Below are 13,142 nucleotides of genomic sequence, written 5' to 3'. Positions count from 1 at the left end.
TAATATCTACATGCAAAGCCGCTTTTTCCTGTAATTATAATAATATACTGTGTCCGAAAGGTATTCTTCCCCCGAAACCTCGGAACGGTTGATGCTGTAGACCGCATCTTTTAATTCACAGATACCCGGACTTTTACTCTCCGGCACAAGAAGAACTTCATGAATACTGCTTGGAAGAATATAAAAATTTTCCTTCCACTCCTCCCCGATCATTTCCAGAAGCCCCGGGTACAGAATTGCGGCCGCACCATGGCTTCTCTGCATATTGGTAAGGACATACATATAGCCGGCAAAGCAGCTTTCTCCACGGCAGTCCGGAATCAGTTCCATGACTACATTCTGAATATCCTGAAGCTCTGCCGGGAGAAGGCGGGGCGTATTTTGTCCGGCCGCCTGCCTGATCTCTTCCCGGGTGATCCCCCACATTTTCAGATGTTCATTTGTAATCATCATGGAAATGGCACTGTACTTTTCTACCGAAAACAATACGCAGAACACAATATCCAGGTCCAGATAGGAAAGATGCGGAACCTCTTTTAGCAGTTGCCTGTTTCTCTCCCCGTTAATCAGCCTGTATACAATCTTGTCCTTCATCCGCTCATAGTTGTCCAGATACTCCGCTTCCATCAATGGTTCCGGGACCTTCTGGCTCTGACTGTACCACTCCAGAAGACCTTCCGTTACTCCTTTCATTTCCATGCCTCTGAGATACCGTTCATAGTAATCTTCCATATAGACAATAGGCGAGATCCCCTCTTCACATTTCCGGAATAAAAAACCCTGACGCACTTCGCCGTTATTCTTCGTTGTCCGGTAATCTTCTACATGGACATCCGCCGGCAGCTCCTCTATTAGTCTTTCTTTTACATTTGATAAAAATAACTGATACTCCATCTAAGCTCCTTTCGGGCCCGCTGAAGTCTGAATTGATCTGATTCTGATCTGATAAAAATGAGTTTATGAATTGAGTGTTTATTTGGTATTGAATCTATTATACGTGCTTAAAATGCAGAATGCAACTGTTTTTTACACTGAGGTTTCCTGTTAATTCAAGAAAAAGAGTCCCGCACAATGCGGAACTCTTGATTATCTGTAAACTTTTCCTATACACGTGATAAATATTCCCCTGTACGTGTATCGATCTTAAGCACATCGCCTTCGTTTACGAACAGCGGTACCATAACGGTAGCTCCTGTCTCTACTGTAGCCGGCTTTGTAGCACCTGTTGCAGTGTCACCTTTTACACCCGGCTCAGTTTCTGTTACTGCAAGTTCTGCAAATAACGGCGGTTCTACCGCGAATACTTCTCCCTGATAGGAGCAGATCTTCACTTCTTCATTCTCTTTTACAAATTTCAGAGCATCTCCGATGGTCTCCTCATTCAGTGCGATCTGGTCATAAGTCTCGCCGTCCATGAAGTGGTAGAGATCACCATCTGAGTACAGATACTGCATGGTTTTTCTCTCAATGTGAGCTTTCGGGAATTTTTCAGTTGGTCTGAAAGTCTTTTCAACCACACCACCACTTATAACATTTTTTAATTTGGTTCTGACAAACGCTGCTCCTTTTCCTGGTTTTACATGCTGGAATTCCAGAATCTGGTATACGTTTCCGTCAATTTCGACGGTTAAACCGTTTCTAAATTCGCCTGCTGAAATCATCTTTAAATCCTCCTTAAACGAATACGAACGTATTCTTTTCTAATTCTAAACTTTCATTAAGTCTTATTTTATATGATTCCTGTCCTTTTTTCAACTGAAAGTTACGAAAAATACCGTCATCTTACAAATTTCTCTCGTTTTCCCGTATCAGACATGCAGTTTTTCAATAATTTCACGTACCTCTTCCACCTGCATCTGCCCCGGCGCGGATGCTTTTTCATAGGCTGCAAATGTCACAGCCGAACCGTAAAGCTCCCCGCAGAGCCGGCTGATCATTCCTCTTTGCCCCATGGACATTGTAATCACCGGAGTATCCGGATGGAATTTTTTCATAGTCCATGTCGCGTTCAACAGTTCGATAACATCCTGCTCTTCCTTCGGCATAACTGCAATTTTTGCCAGATCAGCACCTGCTTCCTGCATGGCGCACAGTCTTCGGACAATTTCTTCTTCCTGTGGAGTTTTCTCAAAATCGTGGTTGGAAAGCACCGTCCTGACTCCATGTGCTTCTGCCTCCCGGATCAGGCTCTTTACAGTCTCTTCCGTCTTGAAAAACTCGACATCCACCAGGTCAATCAGGCCGGACCGGATCATTGTTCTATTCAGTTCCCGGTAGCGCTCTTCAGAAATCGCCGCACTACCTCCCTCTTCCCTTGTCCGGAATGTAAAAAGCAACGGCATATCCCCCAGAACACTCCGCAGTTTTTCCGCTGTCTGAAGAATATGGCTTTCATTATTCCAGTCCGGATCTGTATCGATGCGCCATTCCGCCAGATCTGCACGGCTTTTCTTTATACCCTCCGCTGTCCGGAGCACAGCCTCCTCGTCACCCATCATCGGAACACATACTTTCGGCTTTCCCCCGCCAATTACAAGATTTCTGATTGTGACCGTTTTCATCGCATTCTCCATTTCTTTTACCAGAGTCTTTCAAAATCCAGCCTTGTAAAAGACTGCGTACCGCATGTATCTTCCCGTATGTAAATCAGATCCAGTCCGTTCTTCTGGAAATTTCCGACAACAAGGTCCATCTGTTTCTGGTCCTCTTCCAAAAGGATAACCGAACTGTAATGCCCTCCGCTTTTCCGGATCTTTCCGATTACCTTGTCCATGGAGCAATGCCTGTCGAACGGTACGACTACCAGTTCCGGTTCTCCATGAATCTCATCCAGACACTGAATCTCTGTAATCTCATACCTGTATTTTAACTGCTTTTTTATAAACTCCAGTATACTCATCATTCTGCCCTCTTTTGTAAATTCTCTTTCCATTATACTCCCCCCCCCCGAAAAATTTTCGTCAAGTCTTTTCAGAAGGGAAAGTTTTCAGATAAGCTGGCCCGGGCAGGTCAATTTTACACGTGTTTCTTCTTTTCTTTTATATAAAAATGAAGTACGATTTTTTCCAGATAACGTTTCAACACGATCTGGATTTCTTCCTTTGGATGAATCGGACGCACGAGAATATTTCGGATTCCAGTCCTTTTCGCTCCCCATACATCTGTAAACAGCTGGTCTCCTACAAACAGTGTGGTCTCACGGTTTGTTCCCATCAGACTCATGGCTTTCCGGTAGTTTTTCACCGCCGGCTTATGGGCGTTGCAGATATAATGGACACCGATCTCTTCGTTGAACATCTTTACCCGAGGCTCCTGATTGTTCGAGAGCAGACAGCAGGAATATCCCATGCTCTTCAGCTCATGGAACAGCTTTTTGGACCTCTCGTCCGCAGGCGCCCCGTGGGGAACGAGCGTATTATCGATATCAAAAATAATTCCCCTGTATCCTTCTTTATACAGTTTTTCAAAAGGAATGACATAGGTAGATGCCATATATTCATCCGGGAAAAAACGTTCTAACATTCTCTCTCCTCCATACTGTGGATCAACGCTTCCACTTCCCCGCGTTCCGGCATGGAACGGATCGCCCCTTTTCTCGTTGTAATAATAGCCGCTGCCGCGTTGGCAAATGTCAGCATTTCTTTCAGATCACTTTCGGTAAGCTCTTCAAGTCCATGATCTACAAGATAATTCAGTGCACTTCCGCAGAAAGTATCTCCTGCTCCGGTTGTCTCGATCGTATCACAGGAAAATCCCGGGCATTCCACCCTCATTCCCCGATAATAAGCCCGGCTTCCATCGGCTCCCATGGTCAGAAGTACAAGCGGAATGTGGTACTCCTCTGTCAGCTGACGCACGCCCTCATCATAATCTTCTTTACCGGTAATAAACTGAATCTCATTATCCGAAATTTTCAGAATGTCGCAGAATCCAAGACCGTACCGGATCTGCTCCTTTGCATTTTCCATGCTGTCCCAGAGAGGCGGTCTTAAATTCGGATCAAAGGAGATCAGCATTCCTGCCTCCTTCGCCGCTTTCAGAGCCTTTTTTGTCGCCTTGCGTACTCCTTCGTGTGTCATGGAAAGAGTCCCGAAATGGAACACTTTTCCTTTCTTCAAAAATTCGGTATCCACTTCATCTTCCGTCAGCATCATATCCGCTCCCGGATTCCGGTAAAAGGAAAAATCTCTGTCTCCATTTTCCAGCGTGTGAACCAGCGCCAGCGTTGTATGCACTTCGGAATCCATATACAGATGCTCCGTATTGATGCCGGCCTGTTCCAGTGTCTCTTTCAGCCGTAAACCAAACTGGTCCTTTCCTACTTTTCCGATAAAAGCTGTTCTTTTTCCAAGCTTGTTCAGCATGGCAAGCACATTACACGGCGCGCCTCCCGGACATGCCTCAAACATCTGGTTCCCCTGGCTGCTCATTCCGTTCATTGTAAAATCAATTAACAGTTCACCCAGCGCGATTACATCAAATTCTTTTTCCATAAATCAAGCTACCTCCATCCACTTCTTTTGTTCCCTTTTCGCTTTTTCTATCATAACCAGTTTACTGCATTTTTTCAAGCATTTTCCTGGCATCGCCGCAAAACTCATCCCATTTTTCAGGATAGTCTACAAAATACTTCGGACATATCTTTCCGGTAATATCATAGTGGCGGATCAGATCATTTTCTGTAAGTCCGAACTTTAGACAGAGCCATGCAGAAAGTTCTACCATGGAGTCATATGTCGCCTGATTAAATGCTCCCGTTTCATCCGGATGACAGCACTCGATGGAAACGGTATCTCCGTTTCTGCTGTTGGACGCATACGCCACCTCCCAGGTCGGGATGCACTGGACGATCTCACCTTCCAGCCCTACAATAAAATGGCTGCTTGCCTGTGTCAGATGTGTGTCTTTGAGACCCTCAAAATAATCCCGGTTCTGCTGCGCCGTAGCTCCCGGATTGGCAGTATAATGAATGACAATATTCCGGATTCTCGATGTTCCGGTCTCCGGTCTGGAATACGGATTCGGTGTCAGAAGCTCCACCTCCATATCCGGACGATAGGCATCCACAGCCTCTCCTTCCAGCTCTCTGTATCCATTAAAAATCGGTCCTGCCCCGGTAAGTTTCATTCCCCCCAGCACAACCGCCAGGAGGATTAAAATCATAAGACCTGCCTTCAGCAGTCTGTCCGACCCTCTGCTTTTTCTTTTTCTTCTTTGTCTTCTCTTTCGCACGATACTATTCCCCTTTTCTTTTTCCCTCTTTCTATTATAAACAAAAAGGTTCCGGCGTTTTTAAAAATTTTGATTCGAATTTCTTAAGCTTTTCTTATCTTGTTCTCATACCGAAAAAAAGCAAAGGATTCCTCTCGAGGAACTCTCGCGCCGGGCACAGTCGCTTTAGCGACAAATTTCTGCTTTGCGCGCGCGATCCCGCAGAGCGTTTTTGTTTAGCAGGGAACGAAGTTTCCTGTTAAATCAAAAAACCTCCCGCTTCCCATAAAAAGGAAGTCAGGAGGTCTGTTATTTAATTTATCGCATGCCTTTACTCATCAACACTGTAGTTCGGTGCTTCTTTTGTAATATGGATATCATGCGGATGGCTTTCTTTCAAGGAAGCAGCTGTAATCTTAACAAATCTTCCGTTTTCTTTCAGCTCTTCCACTGTCTTTGTTCCACAATATCCCATACCGGAACGAAGTCCGCCCATAAGCTGGAATACCGTATCCTCCACGGTACCTTTATATGCAACACGTCCTTCCACACCTTCCGGTACCAGTTTCTTGGCATCCGTCTGGAAATAACGGTCCTTGCTTCCGTTTTCCATCGCAGCGATCGAGCCCATTCCACGGTAAACCTTGTATTTTCTTCCCTGGAACAGTTCAAATGTTCCAGGACTCTCGTCACATCCTGCAAAGATACTTCCCATCATACATACATTGGCTCCGGCAGCAATCGCTTTCGTCATATCTCCGGAGTACTTGATACCGCCGTCTGCGATAATCGGGATACCGTACTCTTTTGCCGCTTCATAGCAGTTCATGACTGCTGTCACCTGAGGAACACCGATTCCTGCAACGACACGTGTCGTACAGATGGATCCAGGTCCGATTCCGACTTTGACAGCGTCTGCTCCGGCCTCGATCAGCGCTTTTGTCGCTTCCGCTGTTGCAACGTTTCCTGCAATTACCTGCAGATCCGGGAATTTCTCCTTGATCATGCGTACACAGCGGAGCACGTTTGCCGAGTGCCCGTGCGCGGAGTCGAGAACGATCACGTCAACTTTTGCATTGACCAGTGCCTCTACTCTCTCCAGACAGTTGGCTGTGATGCCGACTGCTGCACCGCAGAGAAGACGTCCCTGCTCGTCCTTTGCGGAAAGCGGATATTTGATCTGCTTTTCTATATCCTTTATTGTAATCAGTCCTTTGAGATTAAAATCCTTATCTACAATCGGGAGTTTTTCCTTTCTGGCTTTGGCAAGGATATTCTTTGCCTCCTCCAGAGTGATGCCCTCCTGAGCCGTGATCAGTCCTTCTGAAGTCATGGACTCTTTGATCTTCTTTGAAAAATCTGTCTCAAATTTCAGATCCCGGTTCGTGATAATACCAACCAGTTTTCCGTTTTCTGTGATCGGCACACCGGAAATTCTGAATTTTGCCATCAGATTGTTGGCATCTTCCAGTGTGTGCTCCGGCGACAGATAAAATGGATCTGTAATAACACCGTTCTCAGAACGTTTTACCTTGTCCACCTCTTCAGCCTGAGCCTCAATCGACATATTCTTATGGATGATTCCGATACCACCCTGGCGTGCCATAGCAATGGCCATACGATGTTCCGTTACCGTATCCATCCCGGCACTCATCATCGGAATATTTAACTGAATCTTCTTTGTCAAGTGTGTAGACAGATCGACCTGATTCGGAACAACCTCCGAATAAGCCGGTACCAGTAATACATCATCAAACGTAATACCTTCTCCAATAATCTTACCCATGACTTCTTTTCCTCTCTTTCTCTGACTGTTTTTGTATTAAATGATATAATACCGAAAAAAATATCTGCTGTCAACTCTTTCTTTTTCTCTATAAAATGACTTTTCTTGGTGCCAGCATCCTCATTCCGTCAAGAATAACCTGCTCCGGTTCAAAAATCACTTTTGTCTGATGTCCGTCTTTGGTAATCACCATTACATAACATCTCGCATTCGGCATATGGGAGCTGAAGTCGAGTACCTTGCCGGTTCTGTACTGGTTGAGCTCTCCTGCTCCAAGCGGCGCAAGCAGATCCATGTCATTGACATTCATGGAAAATACTCTTTTTCTCTTCTGTTTTCCCATGATCTTGTCGATATCCAGATCTCCGTTCACATACAAATACTCATATTCCAGATCCAGTCTCCGGAACATAAAGTAGTCCAGTACAATCATCAGCACCGGAAGAATCAGCAAAAACGGCAACAACAAAACAAAGAAAAAGGAAAGGACCGTACAAAACACCAGCAGAATCTTAATGATAATGTCTTTCCCTTCCGGTTTCTTTTTGACTAATTGTTCTGTGTAATAATCGCTCATACACGTTTCCTCCATCTGTTTATTCCTAATCAGTATATCATTTCTGATACAAAAAGAAAACTCCTCTTGCGAGGAGTTTTCGAATTTTTTATATTTACATCATACCCATGCCCGGATTTCCTGCTGCTGCCGGTGTTTCTTCTTTGATGTTGGCAACGACAGACTCTGTTGTCAGAAGTGTGGAGGCAACACTCGTCGCATTCTGAAGGGCACTTCTTGTAACCTTTGCAGGGTCAAGAATTCCTTCTGCAACCATGTCTACATACTCTTCTTTGTATGCGTCAAATCCAATGCCCGGCTCTGATTCTTTCACTTTGTTGATAATTACGGAACCTTCCAGTCCGGCGTTTGCCGCAATTCTGTAAAGAGGAGCTTCCAGTGCTTTCATGATAATCTGAGCACCGGTTTTTTCATCCCCTTCCATTTCGGAAACAAGTTTTTCCAGAGCTTTTGTCGCATGTACATATGCAGATCCGCCTCCGGCGATAATTCCTTCTTCTACAGCTGCTCTTGTTGCAGCAAGAGCATCTTCCATACGAAGTTTTGCTTCTTTCATCTCTGTCTCTGTAGCTGCTCCAACCCGGATGACTGCTACACCGCCTGCAAGTTTTGCAAGTCTTTCCTGAAGTTTCTCTTTATCGAAATCAGATGTTGTCTCTTCAATCTGAGCCTTGATCTGCGCGATCCGTGCTTCAATTTCAGATTTCTCTCCCATACCGTCAACGATAGTTGTATTTTCTTTCTGAACTTTTACAGATTTTGCACGGCCAAGCTGATCCAGAGTTGTCTCTTTCAGATCCAGTCCCAGTTCTTCAGAGATTACTTCTCCGCCTGTCAAAATTGCGATATCGCGAAGCATTTCTTTTCTTCTGTCGCCGTATCCCGGAGCTTTCACAGCAACAACATTGAAAGTACCACGCAGTTTGTTTACGATCAGAGTCGTCAGTGCTTCTCCTTCTACATCTTCTGCAATGATAAGAAGTCTTGCACCCGCCTGAACAACCTGTTCCAGAAGAGGAAGCAGCTCCTGAATATTGGAGATCTTCTTATCTGTAATCAGAATATACGGATCTTCCAGATTTGCTTCCATCTTATCCATGTCCGTTGCCATGTATGCGGAAATATATCCACGGTCAAACTGCATACCTTCTACCAGGTCAAGCTCTGTCTTCATTGTCTTGGATTCTTCGATTGTGATAACACCATCGTTGGAAACTTTTTCCATTGCGTCCGCAACCATGTTTCCTACTTCATCATCACTGGAAGATACAGCGGCAACTCTTGCGATCTGAGCCTTGTCTTTTACTTTGCTGCTCATTTTTGCGATCTCTTCCACTGCGAGGTCAGTTGCCTTTTTCATACCTTTTCTAAGAACAATCGGATTTGCGCCTGCTGCAAGGTTTCTCATACCTTCATGAACCATTGCCTGGGCAAGTACGGTTGCGGTTGTTGTACCATCTCCAGCTACATCGTTTGTCTTGGACGCAACTTCACGAATCAGCTGAGCTCCCATATTTTCAAATGCGTCTTCCAGCTCGATCTCTTTTGCGATTGTCACACCATCGTTTGTGATCAGCGGTGCGCCGAATGATTTGTCAAGTACGACGTTTCTTCCTTTTGGTCCAAGTGTAACTCTGACTGTGTCAGCAAGTTTATTTACGCCTGCTTCAAGCGCTTTTCTGGCTTCTGCTCCATATTTGATTTCCTTAGCCATTTCAAATCCCTCCATAATCTGTTTATTTTAAATATTATTATCTGTCACTCTGAATTTAAGCTTCGATCACTGCGAGGATATCGCTCTGTCTTACGATGATATATTCTACATCGTCAAGCTCTACTTCTGTACCTGCATATTTTGAATAAATGACTTTATCTCCAACAGAAACTTTCATTTCCACTTCTTTCCCATCGACCAGTCCTCCCGGTCCTACCGCGATGACTTCTGCCTGCTGCGGCTTTTCTTTATTCTGTCCCGGAAGCACGATCCCGGATTTGGTTGTTTCTTCTGCTTCCATCTGTTTTAATACAACTCTGTCACTTAATGGTACTAATTTCATGATTGTTCCTCCTTCATTGCCTATTAGTTTATCAGCACTCATTGAACTAGAGTGCTAAAACACTCTAGTAATAAAATAGCACTCTCTATTTTATTTGTCAACATCCATTCTCATTCTTTATAATTCGTTTATAATTCTGTCCGTTTAAACTTTATAAAACCCGTTCTGAATCCGGAATACAACCTGATCCTTCTCCTGGCTGCGGAAACGTTTCCGAATGACTCCTTCGCATCCGAACCGGCCTTCTTTCACTTCAAAAATACATTCATATACAGCATCCAGGGAAAACTCGTCCACATCGCCCCGGCTTGTGTAAAGCGTCATCTCTTCTTGCTGCGGATCATAGTTTTTTATGCGTGTCATATATTTTTTCCGGTTATATTTCTCATCTTTCAAAAATACCTTTTTCATTTGTAAAACAGCAGCTCCGTCCTCGTACATTTTTATTTCTCCTTTCCTAAAAGGGAGCCTCAGAATACTGACGCTCCCTTCTATTTGCATATCCTACTGTTCAATGCCTTTCTATTTTTGCTTTTCTTTTTTTATCTTTTCCAGTTCCGTGAATACGTAGTCGTTCACCACCTTAATATAGGTTCCTTTCATTCCGGAGGATCTGGACTCAATCACGCCTGCGCTTTCGAATTTACGAAGCGCATTTACAATGACAGATCTTGTGATTCCTACTCTGTCCGCGATCTTGCTTGCGACAAGAATTCCCTCCATACCGTCAAGCTCGTCAAAAATATGGATAATCGCTTCCAGCTCTGAAAACGAAAGCGTGCTGATCGCCGACTGAACAATATGTTCTTTTCTCGTCTCCTCTGCATTCTCTTCATTGACAGAACGGAGCATCTCAAGTCCGACTACTGTTGTACCATACTCGCTGAGAATAATATCGTCAATTTCATATTCTTCATCCTGTTTATAAATAAACAGAGTTCCAAGCCGTTCTCCCGCGATCTCAATCGGAGATACAATCGCCTGGTAGCCTTTCGCTGTTTCGGCATCGAATCCCAGTGTCTGGAGGTTGACATTTTCCTTCGTTGATAGAACGCTCAACAGACGTTCGTTCAGCATGGAATCAATATGTCCGCCAACTTCTCCATTAATCAGTTCTGTCAGCGGGCGGATCTCCTCTTTTTTACTGATTCCCAGAACTTTCCCTTTCCTACTTACCACAAGGATATTTGAATTCAGAATTTCCGTAAGCACTTCACATATATCATTGAAAACAACTTTACTGGAATTATTATTGTGAAGCAATTTGTTTATTTTCCTCGTCTTATCCAATAATTGTACACTCATAATTTTCCTCCATTCAAATTCATGACGTTGTTCCATGTAATTGTACGAACAAATTATAGAATATGCGGCTCATATTTTAATATTATCATACAATTTCCATGTTATCAATAAATTTCGGAAATTATTTTTTTTCTTTTTTTTCAACATACCCGCAGGAGGTATCAGAGCATACAAGTTTGTTCCCTTTTTCTACCATATAACTGCCGCATTTCGGGCATTTCCTGTCAGACGGCTTCTGCCAGGACATAAAATCGCATTCCGGATTATTTTCGCATCCGTAGTAGCGTCTTCCTTTTTTGGTCTTCCGGATTACCACATCCTTTCCGCATTTCGGGCAGGATACACCCGCCTTTTCCAGATACGGCTTCGTATTGCGGCATTCCGGAAATCCCGGACATGCCAGAAATTTCCCGTGAGGTCCGTATTTGATGACCATATTCCGTCCGCATTCTTCACAGATAACATCGGTCACCTCATCTTCGATTTTGACTTCCTCAAGCTCTTTTTCCGCTATTTCCACTGCTTCCTCCAGATCCGGATAGAAATTGCTGATTACCGATTTCCACTGCACTTTGCCTTCGGCAACCCGGTCCAGAAGTCCTTCCATATTGGCTGTAAAATTCACATCCACAATACTTGGGAAAGATTTCAGCATCATATTGTTGACTACTTCGCCCAGCTCGGTCAGATAAAGATTTTTATTTTCCTTTGCAACGTAACGTCTTGCAATAATCGTGGAAATCGTCGGAGCATACGTACTAGGCCGTCCGATTCCCAGTTCCTCCAGTGCCTTTACAAGAGACGCCTCTGTGTAGTGTGCCGGCGGCTGCGTAAAGTGCTGCTTCTTTTCAAAATCCTCTTTTGTCAGGACGGACTGTTCATCCAGTCCTTTGAGCAGGACATTGTTCTCTGCCTTTTCTTCATCCGGCTGTACATAAACGGAACGGAATCCGTCAAATGCGATTTTGGATGCTGCAACGGTAAACCGGTAATTGCCCGCGTCAATCTTGACGGAAGTCGTCTCAAATCTCGCCGGCTGCATCTGGCTCGCCGCAAAGCGTTTCCAGATCAGCTGATACAGGCGGAACTGGTCTCTCGAAAGAGACTCTTTGAGAGAAGCCGGTGTTCTGGAAATATCCGTAGGACGGATTGCCTCGTGGGCGTCCTGAATATTTTTTCCCCCGTCCTTTTTCTTTTCTGTGTCCGCTACATATTCTGCACCGTAAACAGAGGAGATATATTCTCTCGCAAGACGCTCCGCTTCCTCGGAAACACGGGTGGAATCCGTACGGAGATAGGTAATGATACCAACCGTTCCCTGACCCTTGATATCAATTCCTTCATATAGCTGCTGGGCAATCCGCATTGTCTTCTGTGTCGCAAAATTCAGTACCTTGGATGCTTCCTGCTGCAGGGTACTGGTAGTAAACGGAAGCGGAGACTTCTGGGTGCGCTCTCCTTTTCTGACCTCTGCAACATGAAAATCGGCATTCTCAAGTTCTTTTTCTATCTTCTGTTCTTCTTCGGCAGAACGAATCACTATTTTTTCTGTTTTCGTCCCATAGAATTTGGCACGCAGAGGCTTTTTCTCTCCCTGTACCTTTAAAACCGCGTCCAGCGTCCAGTACTCTTCCGGTATAAACGCATCAATCTCCGCCTCTCTATCCGCAATAATCCGAAGCGCCACAGACTGTACCCGGCCTGCACTTAAGCCGCGTTTTACCTTCTTCCAGAGCAAAGGGCTGATTCTATATCCTACAATCCTGTCAAGCGCCCTTCTCGCCTGCTGTGCGTCAACCAGATTCATATCGATTTCCCGGGCGTTCTTGATGGACTCCTTGACTGCGTTCTTTGTGATCTCGTTAAAACTGATACGGTAAACCTTTTTCCCTTCCAGTTTCAGCGCCTTGGTCAGATGCCATGAAATTGCTTCTCCTTCACGGTCAGGGTCAGTCGCAAGATAAATCTTGTCCGCCTTTTTGACCTCTTTGCGAAGCTGCGCAAGGATCTCTCCTTTTCCGCGAATAGTAATATACTTTGGTTCAAAATCGTGCTCTACATCAATACCGAGCTGGCTTTTCGGCAGATCGCGCACATGTCCCTGGGATGCCATCACCACATAATTGCTTCCCAGAAATTTTTTGATCGTTTTTACTTTCGCAGGTGACTCCACAATCACCAGATAACGTGCCATAATACCTATTCC

The 13,142-nt window shown here is 44.7% G+C and carries 14 protein-coding genes; all 14 read right to left on the bottom strand.

The genetic code is table 11. The features are described 5' to 3' along the window. Positions 1 to 6: 6 nt before the first annotated feature. On the bottom strand, positions 7 to 894 hold the full coding sequence (locus tag H6A32_RS01750; RefSeq protein WP_087168189.1) for a DUF5688 family protein: 888 nt from the start codon (positions 892 to 894) through the stop codon (positions 7 to 9). A 209-nt stretch (positions 895 to 1,103) separates the two neighbouring features. After that, complete coding sequence (gene efp / locus H6A32_RS01745; RefSeq protein WP_087168190.1) at positions 1,104 to 1,661, bottom strand: elongation factor P; 558 nt, start codon at positions 1,659 to 1,661, stop codon at positions 1,104 to 1,106. Positions 1,662 to 1,808: 147 nt separating this feature from the next. Continuing rightward, positions 1,809 to 2,561 carry a type I 3-dehydroquinate dehydratase gene (gene aroD, locus H6A32_RS01740; protein WP_204863597.1) on the bottom strand — a complete coding sequence of 251 codons (753 nt, stop codon included), beginning with the start codon at positions 2,559 to 2,561 and terminating at the stop codon, positions 1,809 to 1,811. Between the two features lie 17 nt (positions 2,562 to 2,578). Then, positions 2,579 to 2,932 carry a hypothetical protein gene (locus tag H6A32_RS01735; protein ID WP_087168192.1) on the bottom strand — a complete coding sequence of 118 codons (354 nt, stop codon included), beginning with the start codon at positions 2,930 to 2,932 and terminating at the stop codon, positions 2,579 to 2,581. A gap of 83 nt (positions 2,933 to 3,015) precedes the next feature. After that, on the bottom strand, positions 3,016 to 3,522 hold the full coding sequence (locus H6A32_RS01730; protein ID WP_087168193.1) for a YqeG family HAD IIIA-type phosphatase: 507 nt from the start codon (positions 3,520 to 3,522) through the stop codon (positions 3,016 to 3,018). Beyond that, positions 3,516 to 4,493 (bottom strand): PfkB family carbohydrate kinase, encoded by a 978-nt coding sequence (locus H6A32_RS01725; protein ID WP_087168194.1) that lies wholly within the window; start codon positions 4,491 to 4,493, stop codon positions 3,516 to 3,518. The genes H6A32_RS01730 and H6A32_RS01725 overlap by 7 nt, the downstream gene beginning before the upstream one ends. Before the next feature lie 61 nt (positions 4,494 to 4,554). Beyond that, positions 4,555 to 5,163, bottom strand: a complete 609-nt coding sequence (locus H6A32_RS01720) for an N-acetylmuramoyl-L-alanine amidase (RefSeq protein WP_204863596.1) — start codon at positions 5,161 to 5,163, stop codon at positions 4,555 to 4,557. Positions 5,164 to 5,542: 379 nt separating this feature from the next. Continuing rightward, positions 5,543 to 6,997 carry an IMP dehydrogenase gene (gene guaB, locus H6A32_RS01715; protein WP_087168195.1) on the bottom strand — a complete coding sequence of 485 codons (1,455 nt, stop codon included), beginning with the start codon at positions 6,995 to 6,997 and terminating at the stop codon, positions 5,543 to 5,545. Positions 6,998 to 7,085: 88 nt separating this feature from the next. Further along, a complete protein-coding gene (locus H6A32_RS01710; RefSeq protein ID WP_087252763.1) occupies positions 7,086 to 7,574 on the bottom strand; it encodes a DUF6106 family protein in 489 nt (162 codons plus the stop codon). A 94-nt stretch (positions 7,575 to 7,668) separates the two neighbouring features. Continuing rightward, on the bottom strand, positions 7,669 to 9,288 hold the full coding sequence (groL, locus tag H6A32_RS01705; protein ID WP_087168197.1) for a chaperonin GroEL: 1,620 nt from the start codon (positions 9,286 to 9,288) through the stop codon (positions 7,669 to 7,671). Between the two features lie 55 nt (positions 9,289 to 9,343). Further along, positions 9,344 to 9,631: a co-chaperone GroES gene (locus H6A32_RS01700; protein ID WP_087168198.1), complete on the bottom strand. Its 288-nt coding sequence runs from the start codon at positions 9,629 to 9,631 to the stop codon at positions 9,344 to 9,346. 144 nt (positions 9,632 to 9,775) lie between these two features. Beyond that, on the bottom strand, positions 9,776 to 10,072 hold the full coding sequence (locus H6A32_RS01695; RefSeq protein WP_087168199.1) for a hypothetical protein: 297 nt from the start codon (positions 10,070 to 10,072) through the stop codon (positions 9,776 to 9,778). Positions 10,073 to 10,153: 81 nt separating this feature from the next. Continuing rightward, a complete protein-coding gene (gene codY / locus H6A32_RS01690; RefSeq protein ID WP_087168200.1) occupies positions 10,154 to 10,936 on the bottom strand; it encodes a GTP-sensing pleiotropic transcriptional regulator CodY in 783 nt (260 codons plus the stop codon). A gap of 121 nt (positions 10,937 to 11,057) precedes the next feature. Next, entirely contained in the window at positions 11,058 to 13,130 is a 2,073-nt protein-coding gene (gene topA / locus H6A32_RS01685) for a type I DNA topoisomerase (RefSeq protein WP_087252764.1), read from the bottom strand. Between the last annotated feature and the right edge of the window lie 12 nt (positions 13,131 to 13,142).

The organism is Drancourtella massiliensis, from assembly GCF_016900655.1.
GTDB lineage: Bacteria > Bacillota > Clostridia > Lachnospirales > Lachnospiraceae > Sellimonas > Sellimonas catena.
The sequence above is the reverse complement of the archived record's forward strand: the minus strand, read 5'-3'. Positions and strand labels throughout refer to the sequence as shown.

Excerpts from the sequence above, each read along its gene's own strand:
- topA (WP_087252764.1), bottom strand. The coding sequence starts at position 13,130 with ATGGCACGTTATCTGGTGATTGTGGAGTCACCTGCGAAAGTAAAAACG.
- codY (WP_087168200.1), bottom strand. The coding sequence starts at position 10,936 with ATGAGTGTACAATTATTGGATAAGACGAGGAAAATAAACAAATTGCTT.
- groL (WP_087168197.1), bottom strand. The coding sequence starts at position 9,288 with ATGGCTAAGGAAATCAAATATGGAGCAGAAGCCAGAAAAGCGCTTGAA.
- H6A32_RS01700 (WP_087168198.1), bottom strand. The coding sequence starts at position 9,631 with ATGAAATTAGTACCATTAAGTGACAGAGTTGTATTAAAACAGATGGAA.
- H6A32_RS01695 (WP_087168199.1), bottom strand. The coding sequence starts at position 10,072 with ATGTACGAGGACGGAGCTGCTGTTTTACAAATGAAAAAGGTATTTTTG.
- aroD (WP_204863597.1), bottom strand. The coding sequence starts at position 2,561 with ATGAAAACGGTCACAATCAGAAATCTTGTAATTGGCGGGGGAAAGCCG.
- H6A32_RS01710 (WP_087252763.1), bottom strand. The coding sequence starts at position 7,574 with ATGAGCGATTATTACACAGAACAATTAGTCAAAAAGAAACCGGAAGGG.
- H6A32_RS01720 (WP_204863596.1), bottom strand. The coding sequence starts at position 5,163 with ATGATTTTAATCCTCCTGGCGGTTGTGCTGGGGGGAATGAAACTTACC.
- H6A32_RS01750 (WP_087168189.1), bottom strand. The coding sequence starts at position 894 with ATGGAGTATCAGTTATTTTTATCAAATGTAAAAGAAAGACTAATAGAG.
- H6A32_RS01730 (WP_087168193.1), bottom strand. The coding sequence starts at position 3,522 with ATGTTAGAACGTTTTTTCCCGGATGAATATATGGCATCTACCTATGTC.
- H6A32_RS01735 (WP_087168192.1), bottom strand. The coding sequence starts at position 2,932 with ATGGAAAGAGAATTTACAAAAGAGGGCAGAATGATGAGTATACTGGAG.
- H6A32_RS01725 (WP_087168194.1), bottom strand. The coding sequence starts at position 4,493 with ATGGAAAAAGAATTTGATGTAATCGCGCTGGGTGAACTGTTAATTGAT.
- efp (WP_087168190.1), bottom strand. The coding sequence starts at position 1,661 with ATGATTTCAGCAGGCGAATTTAGAAACGGTTTAACCGTCGAAATTGAC.
- guaB (WP_087168195.1), bottom strand. The coding sequence starts at position 6,997 with ATGGGTAAGATTATTGGAGAAGGTATTACGTTTGATGATGTATTACTG.